The sequence below is a fragment of the Pseudomonas sp. CGJS7 genome, from assembly GCF_036961695.1.
The window spans coordinates 1-18,278 of sequence record NZ_JBAMDI010000139.1 but is presented as its reverse complement, the minus strand read 5'-3'; the positions used below and the strand labels follow the sequence as shown (position 1 = coordinate 18,278).

At 60.4% G+C, this 18,278-nt stretch carries 16 protein-coding genes and 1 pseudogene; 8 read left to right on the top strand and 9 right to left on the bottom strand.

From position 1 onward, the window contains the following. Nucleotide 1 precedes the first annotated feature (1 nt). A complete protein-coding gene (locus V7787_RS44780) occupies nt 2-637 on the bottom strand; it encodes an alpha/beta hydrolase (protein WP_064490727.1) in 636 nt (211 codons plus the stop codon). Nucleotides 638-772: 135 nt separating this feature from the next. Here V7787_RS44780 and V7787_RS44775 point away from each other — a divergent pair, with 135 nt between their 5' ends. Continuing rightward, a complete protein-coding gene (locus tag V7787_RS44775; RefSeq protein ID WP_010952432.1) occupies nt 773-1,210 on the top strand; it encodes a YhcB family protein in 438 nt (145 codons plus the stop codon). Nucleotides 1,211-1,369: 159 nt separating this feature from the next. Here the strand turns inward: V7787_RS44775 and V7787_RS44770 are convergent, their stop codons facing one another. Next, nucleotides 1,370-2,566, bottom strand: a complete 1,197-nt coding sequence (locus V7787_RS44770; protein WP_064490726.1) for a methionine gamma-lyase — start codon at nt 2,564-2,566, stop codon at nt 1,370-1,372. A 127-nt stretch (nt 2,567-2,693) separates the two neighbouring features. Between V7787_RS44770 and V7787_RS44765 the strand changes: the two genes are divergently transcribed. The 4 genes and pseudogenes from V7787_RS44765 to V7787_RS44745 all read left to right on the top strand — a co-directional run bounded on the left by V7787_RS44765 (nt 2,694) and on the right by V7787_RS44745 (nt 6,215). Continuing rightward, entirely contained in the window at nt 2,694-3,173 is a 480-nt protein-coding gene (locus V7787_RS44765; RefSeq protein WP_003251803.1) for an Lrp/AsnC family transcriptional regulator, read from the top strand. A gap of 112 nt (nt 3,174-3,285) precedes the next feature. Further along, a pseudogene (locus V7787_RS53245) lies at nt 3,286-5,510 on the top strand (S-type pyocin domain-containing protein). After that, nucleotides 5,507-5,770, top strand: a complete 264-nt coding sequence (locus V7787_RS44750; RefSeq protein WP_064490725.1) for a bacteriocin immunity protein — start codon at nt 5,507-5,509, stop codon at nt 5,768-5,770. The pseudogene V7787_RS53245 and the gene V7787_RS44750 overlap by 4 nt, the downstream one beginning before the upstream one ends. 133 nt (nt 5,771-5,903) lie before the next feature. Continuing rightward, nucleotides 5,904-6,215 (top strand): bacteriocin immunity protein, encoded by a 312-nt coding sequence (locus V7787_RS44745; RefSeq protein WP_064490724.1) that lies wholly within the window; start codon nt 5,904-5,906, stop codon nt 6,213-6,215. A gap of 40 nt (nt 6,216-6,255) precedes the next feature. Here the strand turns inward: V7787_RS44745 and cysN are convergent, their stop codons facing one another. From cysN to V7787_RS44730, 3 genes are all read right to left on the bottom strand, one after another. Further along, nucleotides 6,256-8,157, bottom strand: coding sequence for a sulfate adenylyltransferase subunit CysN (gene cysN, locus V7787_RS44740; RefSeq protein WP_003251801.1), 1,902 nt, complete (start codon nt 8,155-8,157; stop codon nt 6,256-6,258). A 16-nt stretch (nt 8,158-8,173) separates the two neighbouring features. Continuing rightward, the gene (cysD, locus tag V7787_RS44735; RefSeq protein ID WP_003251799.1) at nt 8,174-9,091 is read right to left on the bottom strand and encodes a sulfate adenylyltransferase subunit CysD; all 918 of its coding nucleotides are present in this window, start codon (nt 9,089-9,091) and stop codon (nt 8,174-8,176) included. 223 nt (nt 9,092-9,314) lie between these two features. Continuing rightward, nucleotides 9,315-10,073 carry a Nif3-like dinuclear metal center hexameric protein gene (locus tag V7787_RS44730; protein ID WP_020191611.1) on the bottom strand — a complete coding sequence of 253 codons (759 nt, stop codon included), beginning with the start codon at nt 10,071-10,073 and terminating at the stop codon, nt 9,315-9,317. 168 nt (nt 10,074-10,241) lie between these two features. On the opposite strand from V7787_RS44730, the gene algW reads away from it, so the two are divergent. After that, nucleotides 10,242-11,402: a Do family serine endopeptidase AlgW gene (gene algW / locus V7787_RS44725; protein WP_014592300.1), complete on the top strand. Its 1,161-nt coding sequence runs from the start codon at nt 10,242-10,244 to the stop codon at nt 11,400-11,402. A gap of 129 nt (nt 11,403-11,531) precedes the next feature. Here the strand turns inward: algW and V7787_RS44720 are convergent, their stop codons facing one another. The 4 genes from V7787_RS44720 to V7787_RS44705 all read right to left on the bottom strand — a co-directional run bounded on the left by V7787_RS44720 (nt 11,532) and on the right by V7787_RS44705 (nt 15,689). Further along, a complete protein-coding gene (locus V7787_RS44720) occupies nt 11,532-12,296 on the bottom strand; it encodes an amino acid ABC transporter ATP-binding protein (RefSeq protein ID WP_003251792.1) in 765 nt (254 codons plus the stop codon). Nucleotides 12,297-12,306: 10 nt separating this feature from the next. Then, nucleotides 12,307-13,404: an amino acid ABC transporter permease gene (locus V7787_RS44715; protein WP_010952426.1), complete on the bottom strand. Its 1,098-nt coding sequence runs from the start codon at nt 13,402-13,404 to the stop codon at nt 12,307-12,309. A 10-nt stretch (nt 13,405-13,414) separates the two neighbouring features. Continuing rightward, nucleotides 13,415-14,593, bottom strand: coding sequence for an amino acid ABC transporter permease (locus V7787_RS44710; RefSeq protein WP_064490722.1), 1,179 nt, complete (start codon nt 14,591-14,593; stop codon nt 13,415-13,417). Nucleotides 14,594-14,660: 67 nt separating this feature from the next. Further along, nucleotides 14,661-15,689 (bottom strand): amino acid ABC transporter substrate-binding protein, encoded by a 1,029-nt coding sequence (locus tag V7787_RS44705; RefSeq protein ID WP_064490721.1) that lies wholly within the window; start codon nt 15,687-15,689, stop codon nt 14,661-14,663. A 332-nt stretch (nt 15,690-16,021) separates the two neighbouring features. Here V7787_RS44705 and V7787_RS44700 point away from each other — a divergent pair, with 332 nt between their 5' ends. Together V7787_RS44700 and rhlB are read left to right on the top strand one after the other, a co-directional pair. Further along, nucleotides 16,022-16,678 carry an alpha/beta hydrolase gene (locus V7787_RS44700; protein WP_010952423.1) on the top strand — a complete coding sequence of 219 codons (657 nt, stop codon included), beginning with the start codon at nt 16,022-16,024 and terminating at the stop codon, nt 16,676-16,678. A 100-nt stretch (nt 16,679-16,778) separates the two neighbouring features. After that, nucleotides 16,779-18,221, top strand: a complete 1,443-nt coding sequence (gene rhlB / locus V7787_RS44695) for an ATP-dependent RNA helicase RhlB (RefSeq protein ID WP_003251780.1) — start codon at nt 16,779-16,781, stop codon at nt 18,219-18,221. Nucleotides 18,222-18,278 lie beyond the last annotated feature (57 nt).

Here is an 18,278-nt window from a genome sequence, read left to right as displayed (position 1 = left end):
CTCAGTTCGAAAGGCGCGGCAGCAGCAGATCCTTCAGATCGGTCAGCTTGCCATGGAAGAAGTGTCCGCATTCTGCCACTTTCAGCAGCTCATGGGGACGCGGCAGGCTGTCGGACCATTCGTAAACCAGCTGCGGCGCGACCACTTCGTCGGCGTCCGGCTGCACCACGGTGAGCGGGCAGCGCTGCGGCAGCGGAAATTCGGCGGTCAGGCGCATGACTGCCGGGGCGATCATGAACAGGTGCTGCAACTCGACGCCTGCCGTTTCAAGACGCCCGGCCAGGCTGGTGGCAACGAAACCACCGAACGAAAAGCCCATCAGCACCAACGGTAGCCCGGGGTGGCTGGCACGCAGCCATGCTGCTGCGGCCTCGGCATCGGCCACTTCGCCAGCGCCCATGTCGTGGCTGCCGGCGCTCTGGCCGACGCCACGGTAGTTGAAACGCAGGGTCACATAACCGGCATCACGTGCGGTGCGCTGCAGGGTCGAGACCACCTTGTTGAGCATGGTGCCGCCCTGGACCGGGTTGGGGTGGCAGATCAGCACCGCGCCACGGGCATTGGCCACGTCCAGGTGCAAGGCTTCCAGCTGGCCGCTGGGGCCATCGATGAACAAGGGGGTTTCGCGGACAAGCAAGGCACTACTCCGTGACCTCGGGAAGGGTCGATTCGTCTAGGTGTGAAATTCTGTTCTGATTTGCGATCGCTCGCGGTATACAGCGCAGGTCTGAGCCGTTAACGTAAAGCAAAGCCGTTTATAGAGGAAGGACTCGTGGAACTCTCGCTCCTTGTTTGGTTGTTGCCAACCCTGGCCCTGGTCATCGGTGTGGCAGTCGGTTTCATTGTTGCCCGCCTGCTGCCCAATGCGGCCCCGAGCAACACCCAACGTCAACTGGATGACATCCAGAAGCGCTTCGACAGCTACCAGAACGAAGTGGTCACCCACTTCAACAGCACCGCCATGCTGGTCAAGAAACTGACCCAGAGCTATCAGGACGTACAGGATCACCTGGCTGAAGGCGCCAACAGCCTGGCCCTCGATGACGTCACCCGCCAACGCCTGCTGGCTGCGCTGCACTCCGATGCACCGCAAGGCCCGCGTGACCGCCTGACCCCACCTAAAGACACCGCCGAAGTGCCGCGCGACTATGCACCGAAAGCGCCAAACTCGCCGGGCATGCTCGACGAAAGCTACGGGCTCAAGCGTTGATCTGAATGTGACAAAGGCCTCGCAAGAGGCCTTTTTTGTGGGCTGGATTCACTGGCCCCTTCGCGGGCACGCCCGCTCCCACAGGTACACCACAGCATGTGAAACTTGTGGAATACCTGTGGGAGCGGGCGTGCCCGCGAAGGGGCCGGTGCAGACAACCTAACAGCAGGCCTGCAATGCCTGTTCGACATCTGCCAGCAGGTCCTCCACATCCTCCAGCCCCACCGACAGACGCACCAACCCCTCCGATATCCCGTGATGCGCCCGCTCCTGCGGCGTATAGCTGGAATGCGTCATGCTAGCCGGGTGCTGCGCCAGCGACTCGGCATCCCCCAGGCTCACCGCCCGGGCAAAGAGCTGCAGCGCATTCATGAAGCGCCGCCCCGCCTCAATGCCACCCTTGAGCTCAAACGCAATCATCCCGCCAGGCAAACGCATCTGTCGCTGGGCCAACGCGTACTGGGCAAAAGACGGTAGCCCCGGGTAATGAATCAATTCCACCTGCGGCTGCCGGGCGAGAAACTCCGCCACCTGCTGGGCATTGGCACAATGCCGGTCCATGCGCAAGGCAAGCGTCTTGATCCCGCGCATCAGCAGCGCCGCGTCATGCGGTGACAGCACCGCCCCGGTCATATCCTTCAGCCCTTCCAGGCGGATACGGTCTACCAACGCTTTGCACCCCACCACCAACCCGGCAGTGATATCACCATGCCCACTGAGGTACTTGGTTGCCGAGTGCACCACCAGGTCCGCCCCCAGCTCCAGTGGCCGCTGCAGGTACGGCGTACAGTAGGTGTTATCGACCACCACATGCACATCATGCCCCCGCACCGCCTCCACAACCGCCGCGATATCCACAAGTTGCATGTTGGGGTTGGCCGGTGTTTCGAAGTAGATCATCCGTGTTTTGCTGTTGATCGCCGCTTTAAGAGCCTTGGCATCGTTGAGATCGACATGGCGAACTTTCACCCCGAACTCACCAATACCGTGATGCAGAAAAGCGAAGGTACAGCCATACAGGGTGCGCCCGACAATCAGCTCATCGCCAGGCCTGAGCAGGGTCCAGAGGGTTGAGGTAATCGCGCCCATCCCCGAGGCCAACGCCAACCCCGCTTCACCGCCCTCCAGCGACGCCATGCGCTGCTCCAGCAAGGCCAGCGTGGGGTTGGAAATGCGGCTGTAGAAATGCCCAGGCTCCTCCCCGGCGAAGCAGGCAGCACCGTATTCGACAGTGGGGAAGGCATAGGTAGCCGTCTGGTACACCGGTGGCACCAGGGCGCCACCATGGGAAAGCGGGTCATAGCCATGATGAATGGCCCGCGTGGAAAAACCGGTGTTGTGGTGGGAGTCGCGCATGGCAACAGCCTCTTGTGGTTTGCTATAAGCTTATGCCACCGAGCTGCCCGATTTTTTCCAAAATAGCCTACGCATACACGTGCTTGCTGGAACAAAAACAATAATCAACGGACCAGGAGGGCAAAAAATGCCTTCAAGCCTCGACCGCACCGACCGCGCCCTGCTCGCCGCCTTGCAGGACAATGCCCGTCTCACCGTTGCCGAACTCGCCGACCAGGTGGCACTGACCACCTCGCCCTGCTGGCGACGGGTCAAGTTACTGGAGGAAAACGGCTACATCACCGGCTACCAAGCCATCCTCTCGCCCAAGTCGCTGGGGTTTGGCGTGACCGCGTTCGTCAGCATCATGATGGACTCGCACACCAAGGACATGGCGCTGGCGTTCGAACAGCGGCTTATGGAAATCCCCGAGATCGTCGCCTGCCACAACATCTCCGGCCGCTATGACTTTCTGCTGGAGATCCTGGCACGGGACCTAGAGTCGTTTGGGGAATTTACCCGGGAGGTGCTGCAGCGGTTGCCGGGGGTGAAGGAGATCTATTCGAGTTTTTCGTACAAAGCGGTGAAGGAAAGACGGGTGATACCGGTGTCGGAGAAACATATCTGAGACGGATCTTTCCGAGCAACACGAAGCTTCCTACTGATTGACAGGCTGCAGCTGACATACCGCAAATTCGATATACGTAAACCTAGCCCATGTAGTGATCAGGAGAACCTACATGGCACGGGACAACACGTATTATCTTAACGAGGCTTTATTTATTAATGCGCAGGCCCCCACCGGCGCTGAACTACGGTTAATCGGTAATGGTGGAGGTGGCCCAGGTAGCGGGGGATGGGGATTTAGCGAAGGCATCCCGCCGGGCACCAGCCCTACCAAACCCGATATTGCCAGGGTTATTTCCACGCGCAGGGTGCTGACAGAAGAATTTCAAGGCATCGAGAAGGGCTCTTCAGATAAGTATGCTCACGAAATAAACCAGCTCCCTGAAACCATCAATGCATTGAAAGCCCAGATCAAAGCTGAGGCGAACAGTACAAATGGCGGGGTACCACCACGCTCAGCAGAACAGCAAATCCTATCATCGCGAATCAGTCAGCTTCGAGAGAATTATTTACAAATTTTGCCCGACGCCAACAGCTACTTTGGCGTACCCGCATTCTACAAGCGCGGCGACTCAATGATGAGCCGGTTTTTGGACCCGGGTTTCTTCGCTGCCACAACGGGCGAAGAGTTAGGTATTGAATGGGCCACGAGGCTGGAGAAGTCTTGGGATGGCGCATACCGCCTACATCTGGAAGCTCAGAAACACCAGGCACTGGCAGACGAACTTCAAGGGCTGGCAGACCAAGTAGATCAGGAAGAGCTCAGCCACCAACCTCCAGATCTGTCGAAAATGATTTCGCGCAGAACGGCGCAGATTCACACAGAGCGGCAAATACACTTCGATTGTTTACCCAATGTTCTTCAGCATGAACTGGGGCAAACCGTAATCGACGACGCGCTTACGCTTGCCCAGACCTTCAGTGCCTACCTGGCAACCGCGGCTGCCTTGGTGCAGGCCAAGCAATCACAAATTCCGCAACACTCTGATTACAACCCCCGAATCAGCGGGCCCCTGTCGAAGCCCCAACTTGAAGGGCTGGTCCGCGCTGGCAGGAATACCATCTGGCACTCGCGCTAACCGAATCGATCAGGTTTTTGGGCGTATATGCAGGTGCCACGCAAAACCTGATGCAGCGCGCCGCTGAGGTGGAAAACCTCCAGACCCAACTTGCTGCACAGGAAGAAGCTGCACGCCAGCAGGCCGAAGCCGAGCGCTTGGCTGCAGAAGCCGAGCGGCAAAGGCAAGAGACGCTGCGGCGTAATATCTCCTATATCAATGAAGCGCGTTTATCGGGATCGACGCCAGCCGTAATCCCGATTGGTACAGCAACATTCGCGGTGGCCGAAACGTCTTATAAGGCTTTGAGCGAAGCGATCACAGCGGCGATTACCCGCCTCGTTGCGACTACCATCTCCTCGCTTGCGGTAGGTACCCTCGCGATGGCCTGGCCATCAACGCTGGGTAACAGTGAGCGCAGGTACCTGATCAGCACCCCACTAGCCAGCCTTACGCCGCCCGGCGGGCCGGACCTTTCAGCCTTGGCTCTGTCATCAGCCAGCATCGACTTACCCTATTTGTTGGCAGGCGCCGAGCATGACAACGGCCTGGACCTGTATGTGGTGCCTGGGGGCAGGCCAGTACCGGTGCGCACGGCGACATTCGACACTGAACGTCTGGTCTACAGCCTTGCACTGGAAAATCCGCAGCGGATTCTGACTTGGACACCGGCCAACGCGCCGGGTGGTGAAGGCGGAAGCTCCACCAGCTTGCCGCAAGTCCCACCCGGCACCGTTGTTTACACGGGCAGCAGCCTGGACCCTGTCATTTCCGAACAGGAGGGTTACCCCGCACTCGATCTGCTGGACCAGGAACGACTGATCATCACCTTCCCCATGGACTCGGGTTTACCACCTATTCTGGTGGTGTTCAAGAGCCCGAGATATGAGCCGGGTATTGCCACGGGCTCAGGCGCGCAGATCGATGGTATCTGGCTTGGGGACATAACCAGGGAGACCGGAGCAAAAATCCCGACACAAATTGCAAGTGCGCTGAGGGGAAGAGAGTTTGGAGATTTCGATGCATTTAGAACCGCATTCTGGAAGGCGATATCAGATACACAAGAGTTTTCTAGCCAGTTCAATGATGCAAACAAAATTCTCATCGCCAAAGGGCGCGCGCCCAAAGCGCGCGACAAAGATCACCACAAAGGTCACGCAACCTTCATACTCCACCACGTGATTCCAATTTCCGAAAATGGAGCTGTATACGACGTAGACAACTTAAGAGTAGTCACGCCAGCGGCGCATCACGACATCCACTACGGAGCCTCCAAATGACTCAAAAAAGCACGATCTCCGAATATACAGAACTTGAATTCTTGAATTTTATCAAATCAATAATCAACCCACCAGACAACGTAAGCGATCAAGAGCTTGATGCACAAATCATGGTATTCAAGGCTTTGAGCGAACACCCCAACGGCTCAGACCTAATATATTGGCCTGAGGCAGGCGGCCTTGATACACCTGAAGAAATTCTACGCATAATAAAAGAGTGGCGTGCAGCCAACGGCAAGCCAGGATTCAAACCAGAATGAATCCGACACCCCGCTCACGCGGGGTGCAGATTGTCCATCTGAGCCTAACCGAATTGGGTGGGCTGATGTACGACCCTGAAAACCTGCGGATCATGAGCGCCATGCAGTATTCACTATCATCGGAGTCGCCACGGTGATCAGTGAAAAGCACTGCCTTGCAGACTATTCATACGCGCAGTTCCATTCGATTGTCGAAGAATTGATACAGGCGACAGGTTCTCCAGACTGGCAGGAACGGCTGCTGGAGCCATTCATCGAATTTGTGGCGTATCCCGACGGTTCGGACCTGGTCTTTTACCCAAGCAACGAAGAGGATGGCAATGCCGAAAAAGTAATGGCACTCATCGTGAAGTGGAGAAAGTCGTGGGGGCTACCACTGTTCAGGGATCAGAACGCGACAAAAGCCAGCTCAGAACCCACGCCAGCCTGTGGAAAACACAAATAAAAAACCCCGCCGAAGCGGGGTTTTCCTTGCAGGCTAGCGCTTAGATCGCGCCACGCTGACGCAGCACGTCCAGCACCTGTTTCACGCCCTCGTCCACGCTGGTGGCCTGGGTGTCGATCACAAGATCAGCATCCAGCGGCACATCGAACGGGAAGCTTTCACCCGGGATGTTGTCGCCACCGGCAGCGTAAAGGCCTTGCGGGTCACGCTCGCGGCAAACCAGCGGCGAGGCCTGGACGTAAACGGTCACCAGGCGTTCCTTGCCGATCAGTGCCTTGGCCTGTTCGCGGCCTTCAGCATCCGGGGCCACGAACGCAGCCAGGGTCAGCATGCCGGCTTCGTTGAACTGGCGCGCCACATGGGCGGCGCGGCGCCAGTTCTCGGTACGGCCAGCGCGGTCCTGTGGCAGGCCCTTGTTCAGGTCGTGACGCAGGTTCTGGCCATCGAGCACGTACACCGCACGGCCCATATCGAACAGCTTGCGCTCAACGGCATAGGCCAAGGTGCTCTTGCCAGCACCCGACAGTCCGCTGAACAGCACGGTGGCTGGCTGCTGGCCGAAGCGCAGGGCGCGCTCTTCGGTGGACACGTGGGCCTGCTTGCCATGATGGCCGGTGCTGCCGTGTGGCAACACGGGCGGGGCGATGATCATGCCGGCGCCAACGGTGCCGTTGGTCAGGCGGTCGATGACGATGAACGCACCGGTGGTGCGGTTGCTGTCGTAACCGTCGAGGGCGATCGAGGTGTCCAGGGCTACCTTGACGCGGCCGATCTCGTTCAGTTGCAGCGCGCTGGCAGCGCCCTGCTCCAGGGTGTTCACATCGACCTTGTGGGTGATGCTGGCAATCGAACCTGGCACGTAGCTGGTGGCACGCTTGATGTCGTATTTCTTGCCCGGGAGCATCGGCTCCTCGGCCATCCACACCAGCATGGCGTCGAACTGGTCGGTGACCGGCGGCACGTTGTCGGCATGTACCAGCAGGTCGCCACGGGAGATGTCGATCTCGTCTTCCATGGTCAGGGTCACGGCCTGGCCTGGGCCGGCGTTTTCCAGTTCACCTTCGTAAGTGACGATGGACTTGACCCGGCTGCTCTTGCCCGACGGCAGCACGACAATCTCGTCACCTTTGTGCACTACGCCACTGGCGATGGTGCCCGCGAAGCCGCGGAAGTTCAGGTTGGGACGGTTGACGTACTGCACCGGGAAACGCAGGTCGGTGAAGTTGCGGTCGGCCGAAACCTCGACGGTTTCGAGGATTTCCATCAGCGTCGGGCCGGCGTACCACGGCGATTGCTCGCTGTGGTTGACCACGTTGTCACCCTTGAGCGCCGACATCGGCACGAAGTGCAGGCTGCTCGGGGTCAGGTTGATGGCTTCGGCAAACTTCAGGTAGTCGGCCTTGATCGACTCGAAGACGCCTTCATCGAAGCCCTTCAGGTCCATCTTGTTGACCGCGACCACGATGTGCTTGATGCCCAGCAACGACGCGATGTAGCTGTGGCGACGGGTCTGGGTCTGCACGCCGTAGCGGGCATCGACCAGGATGATCGCCAGGTCGCATGTGGACGCACCGGTGGCCATGTTGCGGGTGTACTGCTCATGGCCCGGGGTGTCGGCGATGATGAACTTGCGCTTGGCGGTGGAGAAGTAGCGGTAGGCGACATCGATGGTGATGCCCTGCTCGCGCTCGGCCTGCAGGCCATCTACCAGCAGTGCCAGGTCGACTTCTTCGCCGGTGGTGCCGACTTTCTTCGAATCGCGGGTGATGGCCTCGAGGTGGTCCTCGTAGATCATCTTGGAGTCGTGCAGCAGGCGCCCGATCAGGGTGCTCTTGCCGTCATCCACGTTGCCGCAGGTGAGGAAACGCAGCAGTTCTTTACGCTCGTGCTGAGCCAGATAAGCGAGGATATCTTCGCTGATCAAATCGGATTGGTGCGACATGGAGTAACCCTGAAAATTAGAAGTAGCCCTGACGTTTTTTGTCTTCCATGGAACCGGCGCCATCGTGGTCGATGACCCGGCCCTGGCGCTCGGAAGTGCGCGTCAGGAGCATTTCCTGAATGATGTCGGTGAGCGTCTCGGCTTCCGACTCGACAGCGCCCGTCAGCGGGTAGCAGCCGAGGGTACGGAAACGCACCTTCTTCTTGACGATGCGGGCTTTTTCTTCCTCGGAGAGGTGCTCGAGGATGCGCTCGTCGTCGATCATGATCAGGGTGCCGTTCTTCTCGATGACTTCACGCTCGGCGGCGAAGTACAGCGGCACGATCGGGATACCTTCAAGGTAGATGTACTGCCAGATGTCCAGTTCGGTCCAGTTCGACAGCGGGAAGACGCGGATCGACTCGCCCTTGTTGACCTTCCCGTTGTACACGTTCCACAGCTCGGGGCGCTGGTTCTTCGGGTCCCAGCGGTGCTTGCTGTCACGGAACGAATACACACGCTCCTTGGCCCGCGACTTCTCTTCGTCGCGGCGCGCACCACCGAAGGCAGCGTCGAAACCATGCTTGTCCAGCGCCTGCTTCAGGCCTTGGGTCTTCATGATGTCGGTGTGCTTGGAACTGCCATGGGTGAACGGGTTGATACCTTGCGCCACACCCTCGGGGTTGACGTGGGTGATCAGCTCCAGGCCCATTTCCTCGACCATCTTGTCGCGGAAGCTGTACATCTCCTGGAATTTCCACTGGGTGTCGACGTGCATCACCGGGAACGGCAGCTTGCCCGGGAAGAAGGCCTTGCGCGCCAGGTGCAGCATCACGGCGGAGTCCTTGCCGATCGAGTACAGCATCACCGGGTTGTCGAACTCGGCGGCCACCTCGCGGATGATGTGGATGCTCTCCGCCTCCAGCTGTTTCAAGTGCGTCAGTTTGTCGACCATGGCTACTCACGAAAAACGATCTTATGGACGGCCTGCGGGCCGTGTTCGAGCGAGCCACTTTATCACAGCAGCTGCTTCTATTTAGGAGGCTGGCTAGATCGAAAAAGTCTAACGATATGACTGGGGGTTTGGGCTGGCAGGGCCGGCCTCTTCGCGGGTGAACCCGCTCCTACGAGGCCCGCGCGTAGGAGCGGGTTCACCCGCGAAGGGGGCGACACCGCCTTCAGATGGGATTCGGGCAATCGATGAACAGGTGCTCCACGGCAAACCGTCGTGCCAGGTAATCGCCCAGTGCCTGCACCCCGTAGCGCTCAGTGGCATGGTGCCCGGCAGCAATGAAGCTGACGCCATTCTCGCGCGCACTGTGGTAGGTCTGCTCGGACGCCTCGCCGGTCAGGTACAGATCGACCCCGGCGGCAATCGCCGTGTCGATATAGCCCTGCCCGCCGCCGGTGCACCAGCCCACCCGGCGGATCATCTGATCGCCTTCGACCAGCAACGGCTCACGCCCCAGCACCTCTTGCACCCGCCGGGCAAAATCGCGCGCGGTCATCGACTCGGCCAACGAACCGACCAGGCCGACCACTTTGGGGTTTTCCGGGTCAAGTGGCCCTTCGACAGTGATCTCCAGTTGCCGCGCCAGTTGCACGTTGTTGCCCACTTCCGGGTGCACGTCTAAGGGCAGGTGGAACGCCAACAGGCTGATATCGTTATTCAGCAGGGTCTTCAGGCGACGCTGGCGAATGCCGGTGATGCACGGGTTCTCGCCCTTCCAGAAATAACCGTGGTGCACCAGCACCAGATCGGCCTCGGCCTCGACCGCGGCATCCAGCAATGCCTGGCTGGCGGTAACACCACTGACAATACGGCTGACCTGCGGCCGGCCTTCGACCTGCAGGCCATTTGGGCAATAATCCTGGATCTTCGCGCTGCCCAGGTAACGCTCGGCTTCCTCGACCAGGGTGTTTAGAGCGACGGCCATGAAAATCTCCTCGAAAACTGCGCTTTTCTCGGGCGCAACGCTTGACGAACGCCCGTATAATGCCGGCCATTATGGGCCGTCGCTGTCACTGGGGGAACCGGTGTATGATCGCGCGCGCTCATGCCCCACTGCCAGGCCGCTGGCCCCTGCTCTTTCCAGGATTCGTTCATGTTCAAGGCTTTGCGTTACTTCGGCTGGCCCCTGCTTACCGGCATACTGATCGCCATGCTGATCATCCAGCGCTTTCCGCAATGGGTCGGGCTGCCCAGCCAGGACGTCAACCTGCAGCAAGCGCCACAGACCACGCGGATCATGCAAGGCCCGGTGTCGTACGCCGACGCCGTGACCCTGGCCGCCCCGGCGGTGGCCAACCTGTACACCACCAAGGTGGTGAACAAAAGCGCCCACCCGCTGTTCGAAGACCCGCAGTTCCGCCGTTTCTTCGGCGATAACCTGCCCAAACAGCGCCGTTGGGAATCAAGCCTGGGCTCGGCGGTAATCATGAGCCCAGAGGGCTACCTGCTGACCAACAACCATGTCACCAGCGGCGCCGACCAGATCGTCGTAGCCCTGAAGGATGGCCGCGAAACCCTGGCCCGCGTGATCGGCAGCGACCCGGAAACCGACCTGGCGGTGCTGAAGATCGACTTGAAGAACCTCCCGGCGATCACCATCGGCCGTTCCGACACCATTCACATCGGCGACGTGTCACTGGCCATCGGCAACCCGTTCGGCGTCGGCCAGACTGTGACCATGGGCATCATCAGCGCCACTGGCCGCAACCAGCTGGGGCTGAACAACTACGAAGACTTCATCCAGACCGACGCGGCGATCAACCCGGGCAACTCCGGTGGTGCACTGGTGGATGCCAATGGCAACCTGATCGGCATCAATACCGCGATCTTCTCCAAGTCCGGTGGCTCGCAGGGCATCGGCTTCGCCATCCCGGTAAAACTGGCACTGGAGGTGATGAAGTCGATCGTCGAACACGGCCAGGTGATCCGTGGCTGGCTGGGTATCGAAGTGCAGCCACTGAGCCAGGAGCTGGCAGAATCGTTCGGCATGAAGGACCGCCCAGGCATCGTGGTGGCGGGTATCTTCCGCGAAGGGCCAGCGGCCAAGGCCGGGTTGCACCTGGGTGACGTGATCCTGAGCATCAATGGCGAGCCGGCCGGCGACGGGCGCAAGTCGATGAACCAGGTAGCGCGGATCAAGCCCAACGAGAAGATCACCATCGAGGTGATGCGCAACGGGCAGCAGTTGAAGCTGATCGCCGAGGTGGGGCTGCGGCCGCCACCGGCGCCGGCTGCCAGCCAGGAAGAGAAATAAACCCAGGGCCGCGTTGCGGCCCTTCGCGGGCACGCCCGCTCCCACAGGAATTACGCAGGCTCCAAAGCCAGCGCTAAACCTGTGGGAGCGGGCGTGCCCGCGAAGGGCTGCCGCGCAGCCCAAACAGCATCAATGCAGGATCTGGCTGAGGAACAACTTGGTCCGATCACTGCGCGGCCGGTCGAAGAAGTCATCCGGCGCGGCCTGCTCCACAATCTCGCCCTTGTCCATGAAGATAACCCGGTTCGCCACGGTACGGGCAAAGCCCATTTCGTGGGTCACGCAGAGCATGGTCATGCCATCCTCGGCCAGGCCCACCATGGTATCGAGCACTTCCTTGACCATTTCCGGGTCCAGTGCCGAGGTCGGCTCGTCGAACAGCATGATCTTGGGCTTCATGCACAACGCGCGGGCAATGGCCACACGCTGCTGCTGGCCGCCAGACAATTGGCCAGGGTACTTGTGTGCCTGCTCCGGAATCCGCACACGCTCCAGGTAGTGCATGGCAATTTCCTCGGCCTTGCGCCGTGGCATCTTGCGCACCCACATCGGCGCCAGGGTGCAGTTCTCCAGGATGCTCAGGTGCGGGAACAGGTTGAAGTGCTGGAACACCATGCCCACCTCGCGGCGGATGGCCTCGATCTGCTTGAGGTCGTTGGTCAGTTCCACGCCATCGACCACGATGCGCCCTTGCTGGTGCTCTTCCAGGCGGTTAAGGCAGCGGATGGTGGTGGACTTGCCCGAGCCGGACGGCCCGCACAGCACGATGCGTTCGCCCTGGCGCACGTTCAGGTTGATGTCCTTGAGCACATGGAACTGGCCGTACCACTTGTTCACACCCTGCATCTGGATGATGCCTTCGGGGCCAGCAGGCTGCTTGATCGCTTCACTCATTTCGAAACTCCTAACGCTTGTGGCCAGTGTCCAGCTTGCGCTCCAGATGCATGGAGTAGCGGGACATACCGAAACAGAAAATCCAGAACACCAGGGCGGCGAACACGTAGCCCTCGGTGGCCATGCCCAACCAGGCAGGGTCTGCGGCTGCTTGCTTGACGCTGTTGAGCAGGTCGAACAGGCCGATGATGATCACCAGGCTGGTGTCCTTGAACAGGGCAATGAAGGTGTTGACGATGCCGGGGATCACAAGCTTCAGCGCCTGCGGCAAGATCACCAGCCCCATCGAGCGCCAGTAGCCAAGGCCCATGGCCGCGGCGGCTTCGTACTGGCCCTTGGGGATGGCCTGCAGGCCGCCGCGCACCACCTCGGCGATGTACGCCGACTGGAACAGGATCACACCGATCATCGCCCGCAGCAGCTTGTCGAAGCTCATGCCTTCTGGCAGGAACAACGGCAGCATCACCGACGACATGAACAGTACGGTGATCAGCGGTACGCCCCGCCAGAACTCGATGAAGGTCACGCACACCACTTTCACGGCCGGCATCCTCGAACGCCGGCCCAGTGCCAGCAGGATGCCCAGCGGCAAGGCGCCGACGATGCCCACGGTGGCGATCACCAGGGTCAGCATCAGCCCGCCCCACTGGCTGGTCGGTACGCTTTCCAGGCCCAGATACCCCCCGTGCAGCAGGGTATAGGCCAGTACCGGGTACAGCACCAGGAAGCCCAGGCCGTAGAAGGCTTTGCGCGGGAAACGCTTGATGAACAGCGGCGCGGCGCCGAGCACGGCAAGCCACACGGTCAGGTCCACACGCCAGCGCAGCTCAGTCGGGTAATAGCCGTACATGAACTGGCCAAAGCGCTGCTGCACGAACACCCAGCAGGCGCCTTCCTTGGTGCAATCGGCGCGCGTGGTGCCGACCCAGTTGGCATCGATCAACGCCCACTGCAGTAACGGCGGCACGATCAGCCACACCAGGTAGATGGCGAACAGGGTCAACAGCGTGTTGAGCCAGCTGGAGAACAGATTGGCACGCATCCATGCGAGCACGCCGACGGTTTTCACCGGTGGCGGCATATCGGGTTTGAAAACATGGGCATTCACGGGCGTATCCTCACCGCTCGATCAGCGCAATGCGCTTGTTGTACCAGTTCATCAGCAGCGAAATGCTGATGCTGATGGCGAGATAGACACTCATGGTGATGGCGATCACCTCGATGGCCTGGCCGGTCTGGTTGAGCACGGTACCGGCGAACAGCGAGACCATCTCCGGGTAGCCGATACCGGCCGCCAGCGAAGAGTTCTTCGCCAGGTTCAGGTACTGGCTGGTCAGCGGCGGAATGATCACCCGCAGTGCCTGGGGGATGATCACCTTGCGCAGGGTCGGGCCCTCGCGCAGGCCCAACGAGCGAGCCGCTTCGGTCTGGCCATGACTGACCGAACGGATGCCGGAACGCACGATTTCGGCGATGAAGGCTGCCGTATAGATAGTCAGCGCCAGGGTCAGCGCCAGCAGCTCGGGGATCAGCACCCAGCCCCCGACGAAGTTGAAGCCCTTGAGCTGCGGCATGTCCCAAGTTACCGGGCTGCCGAACAACAGCACGCTCAGGCTCGGAATGGCGATGAACAGCAACAGCCCCGCCCAGAACTTGTGGAACGGCACGCCGGTCTCGTTGAAACGCTTGTTGGCGTAGCGCACCATCACGGCAATAGCGGCAATGGCCAGCGCCAAAGCCACCACAAATGGCCAGAAGCCATCGGCCATGGACGCGCCAGGCATGTTCAAGCCACGGTTGCTGATGAAGAACATGTCCTGGATGTTGATGCTGCCCCGCGGTCCCGGCAGGGTCAGGAACACGGCGAAATACCAGAACAGGATCTGCAACAACGGCGGAATGTTGCGGAAGGTTTCCACATAGACGGTCGCCAGCTTGTTGATCATCCAGTTCGGTGACAGGCGAGCCACACCGATGATGAAGCCCAGTATCGTCGCCAGAATGACGCCGATGAAGGTTACCAACAGCGTATTGAGCAGGCCGATGACGAACACCCGCGCATAACTGTCGGATTCCACATAGGGGATCAGGTGCTGGGCGATACCGAAGCCGGCACTGCGGTCGAGGAAGTCGAAGCCCGAGGTGATGCCCCGGTGTTGCAGGTTGGTTTGCGTGTTGTGGAACAGGTACCAGCCCAGGCCGACCACGAAGACGATCGTGAGGATCTGGAACAGCCACGCGCGCACACGCGGATCGTTAAGGGACAAGCCCTTGGGTGCGCCGATTTGATTTTGCATGAAGTGCCCCGGACAGTAGGGATTCGAACAGCCTGCGGCGGCGGGATGCCGCCGCAGGGTGCAGCCATCAGCGCACTGGAGGCGCGTACTGGATGCCGCCGTTGTTCCACAGGGCGTTCATGCCACGGTCGATCTTCAAGTCAGTGCTCTGGCCCAGGTTCTTCTCGAACACTTCGCCATAGTTACCCACTTGCTTGACGATCTGCACTACCCAGTCTTTGGGCAGCTTGAGGTCCTTGCCGTACTCGCCATCCGCACCCAGCAGTCGGGCGACATCCGGGTTCTTGGTGGACTTGGCCTCGGCCTCGACGTTCTTGGAAGTGATGCCCGCTTCTTCGGCATTGAGCATGGCGAACAGGGTCCACTTGACGATGCTGAACCACTCCTCGTCGCCTTTACGCACTACAGGGCCCAGCGGCTCCTTGGAGATGGTTTCAGGCAACACCACGTAGTCGGTCGGCGCGGCCAGCTTGGAGCGCTGGGCGAACAGCTGCGATTTGTCCGAAGTCAGCACGTCGCAACGGCCCGACTCCAGCGATTTGGCGCTCTCGTCAGAGGTGTCGAAGGTAATCGGGGTGTACTTCAGGCCATTGGCGCGGAAGAAGTCCGACACGTTCAGCTCGGTGGTGGTGCCGGCCTGGATGCAGATGGTCGCGCCATCGAGCTCCTTGGCGCTGGAAACGCCGAGCTTCTTGTTGACCAGGAAGCCGACGCCGTCATAGTAGGTGACACCCGCGAACACCAGGCCCATGCCGGCATCGCGCGAGCTGGTCCAGGTGGTGTTACGCGACAGTACGTCGACCTCGCCCGACTGCAGGGCAGTGAAGCGTTCCTTGGCGTTGAGCTGGCTGAACTTGACCTTGGTGGCATCGCCGAACACGGCGGCGGCCACGGCGCGGCAGACATCGGCATCGATGCCGACGATCTTGCCCTGCGCATCAGGTACCGAGAAGCCTGGAAGACCGTCGCTCACGCCACACTGGACGAAGCCCTTCTTCTTTACCGCATCGAGGGTGGCGCCGGCCTGGGCAGTGCTCACGGCGCCCAGCGCGGCGGCAGCGGTCAGGACTGCCAGGGTGGTTTTCAACATCTTCATTCACAACCTCCAAATCGCTCTTGTTGTATCGAGCCGGAATTGCACCGCACCCTTTTGAGGCGTATCCGACCCGTATTGGCTTGTTATTGGGTCAATTGGCGCAATGGACTGTTCTGTGACAGCCTTCGCGTGCAGAGGGTGTTACCGTCACGGCCTGCCCTTTGCATCACAGGTGTAGTTGCAAACCGCGTACCAAATTTTCTGGCTGTAGCGTTTAAGCGCTCGTCAAGTAGGAAAAGTTGTATCGTTGCGACATTCTTTTTCCGACAATCATTTCCGGTGCTTTGTTTTCACGCACGCCATAACAAGACCCGCACACTTTCGGAGCAGTCATGACCAACCCGCTGATTCTCGAACCACAGAAAACCGCTGACGCCTGTGTGATCTGGTTGCACGGTCTGGGGGCCGACCGTTACGACTTCCTACCTGTGGCCGAATTCATGCAGGAGCGCTTGCTCAGCACACGCTTCATCATGCCCCAGGCACCGACCCGCCCCGTGACCATCAACGGCGGCTATGCCATGCCCAGCTGGTATGACATCAAGGCCATGACCCCGGCCCGTGCCATCGACGAAGCGCAGCTGGAAGAATCTGCCGAGCAGGTGGTTGCCCTGATCAAGGCCGAACAGGCCAAAGGCATCGACCTGACGCGGATCTTCCTGGCCGGCTTCTCCCAGGGCGGCGCGGTGGTGCTGCACACTGCCTATATAAAGTGGCAGGAAGCACTGGGCGGGGTGATCGCCCTGTCCACCTATGCCCCCACCTTCAATGACCAGCACCAGTTGAGTGCCTGCCAGCAACGCACCCCGGCCCTGTGCCTGCATGGCGTGCATGACTCGGTGGTCATCCCGTCCATGGGCCGTACCGCCTTCGAGTACCTGAACACCTGGGGCGTCGCTGCCCGCTGGTACGAATACCCGATGGAACACGAAGTGGTGGTCGAAGAACTGAACGATATCCACGACTGGCTGAGCAAGCAGCTGCAATAGGCAGCCTCGCTTGTAGTTGTGGGCGTATTCCGCTACGCCGCGCCCGGATCTTGCATTACACTGCCCGGCGTACATTCCTTAATCAGTTGATGAGACGACCGTGCTCAAAGCACTCAGAAAAATATTCGGCAAGGGAGAGGCCGCGCCACAAGCCGCCGCTCCTGCTGCCAGCGTGACGCCGGAAGCCCGGCCCGCGGCAAAACCGGCCGCACCACATGCCAACCCCGCCCCCAAGGCCGAGCAACCTGCCGCCGCGACGCCACCTGCCGAACAACCGGCCAAGGACAAACCGCGCCGCGAACGCAAGCCCAAGCCGCAGGCCAGCCTGTGGAAGCCCGAAGACTTCGTGGTCGAGCCGCAGGAAGGCAAAACCCGCTTCCACGACTTCAAGCTGTCCAACGAGCTGATGCACGCCATCCACGACCTGGGCTTCCCGTACTGCACGCCGATCCAGGCGCAGGTCCTGGGTTACACCCTGCGTGGCCAGGACGCCATCGGCCGGGCCCAGACGGGTACCGGCAAGACGGCGGCCTTCCTGATCTCGATCATTTCCCAGTTGCAGCAGACGCCACCGCCTAAAGAACGCTACATGGGCGAACCGCGGGCGCTGATCATCGCCCCCACCCGCGAGCTGGTGGTGCAGATCGCCAAGGACGCCGCTGCCCTGACCAAGTACACCGGCCTGAACGTGATGAGCTTCGTCGGTGGCATGGACTTCGACAAGCAGCTCAAAGCCCTGGAAGCGCGCCACTGCGATATTCTGGTGGCTACCCCGGGCCGCCTGCTGGACTTCAACCAGCGTGGCGAAGTGCACCTGGACATGGTCGAGGTGATGGTGCTTGACGAAGCCGACCGTATGCTCGACATGGGCTTCATCCCCCAGGTCCGCCAAATCATTCGTCAGACACCGCCGAAAAGCGAGCGCCAGACCCTGCTGTTCTCCGCCACCTTCACCGACGATGTGATGAACCTGGCCAAGCAGTGGACCACCAACCCGGCCATCGTCGAGATCGAGCCGGAGAACGTGGCCAGCGAAACGGTGGAGCAGCACGTGTATGCGGTGGCCGGCAGCGACAAGTACAAACTGTTGTACAACCTGGTGACCCAGAACAAGTGGGAACGGGTGATGGTGTTCGCCAACCGCAAGGACGAAGTGCGGCGCATCGAGGAAAAGCTGGTACGCGACGGTATCAATGCGGCCCAGCTGTCGGGCGACGTGCCGCAGCACAAGCGCATCAGAACCCTGGAGAGCTTCCGCGAAGGGCGCATCACCGTGCTGGTGGCCACCGACGTGGCCGGGCGCGGGATCCATATCGATGGCATCAGCCACGTGATCAACTTCACCCTGCCGGAAGACCCTGACGACTACGTGCACCGCATTGGCCGTACCGGCCGTGCCGGCACCAGTGGTGTGTCGATCAGCTTTGCCGGTGAAGATGACTCGTATCAGCTGCCGGCGATCGAAGCGCTGCTGGGGCGCAAGATCAAGTGCGAGATGCCGCCGGATGAACTGCTCAAGCCGGTGCCGCGCAAGCATCACTGACCTTCAGCGCGCTACCTGCGCCCTGTGGGAGCGGCCTTGTGTCGCGATTGGGCCGCG

Excerpts from the sequence above, each read along its gene's own strand:
- V7787_RS44770 (WP_064490726.1), bottom strand. The coding sequence starts at position 2,566 with ATGCGCGACTCCCACCACAACACCGGTTTTTCCACGCGGGCCATTCAT.
- V7787_RS44765 (WP_003251803.1), top strand. The coding sequence starts at position 2,694 with ATGCCTTCAAGCCTCGACCGCACCGACCGCGCCCTGCTCGCCGCCTTG.
- V7787_RS44750 (WP_064490725.1), top strand. The coding sequence starts at position 5,507 with ATGACTCAAAAAAGCACGATCTCCGAATATACAGAACTTGAATTCTTG.
- cysN (WP_003251801.1), bottom strand. The coding sequence starts at position 8,157 with ATGTCGCACCAATCCGATTTGATCAGCGAAGATATCCTCGCTTATCTG.
- cysD (WP_003251799.1), bottom strand. The coding sequence starts at position 9,091 with ATGGTCGACAAACTGACGCACTTGAAACAGCTGGAGGCGGAGAGCATC.
- V7787_RS44730 (WP_020191611.1), bottom strand. The coding sequence starts at position 10,073 with ATGGCCGTCGCTCTAAACACCCTGGTCGAGGAAGCCGAGCGTTACCTG.
- algW (WP_014592300.1), top strand. The coding sequence starts at position 10,242 with ATGTTCAAGGCTTTGCGTTACTTCGGCTGGCCCCTGCTTACCGGCATA.
- V7787_RS44720 (WP_003251792.1), bottom strand. The coding sequence starts at position 12,296 with ATGAGTGAAGCGATCAAGCAGCCTGCTGGCCCCGAAGGCATCATCCAG.
- V7787_RS44710 (WP_064490722.1), bottom strand. The coding sequence starts at position 14,593 with ATGCAAAATCAAATCGGCGCACCCAAGGGCTTGTCCCTTAACGATCCG.
- V7787_RS44705 (WP_064490721.1), bottom strand. The coding sequence starts at position 15,689 with ATGAAGATGTTGAAAACCACCCTGGCAGTCCTGACCGCTGCCGCCGCG.
- V7787_RS44700 (WP_010952423.1), top strand. The coding sequence starts at position 16,022 with ATGACCAACCCGCTGATTCTCGAACCACAGAAAACCGCTGACGCCTGT.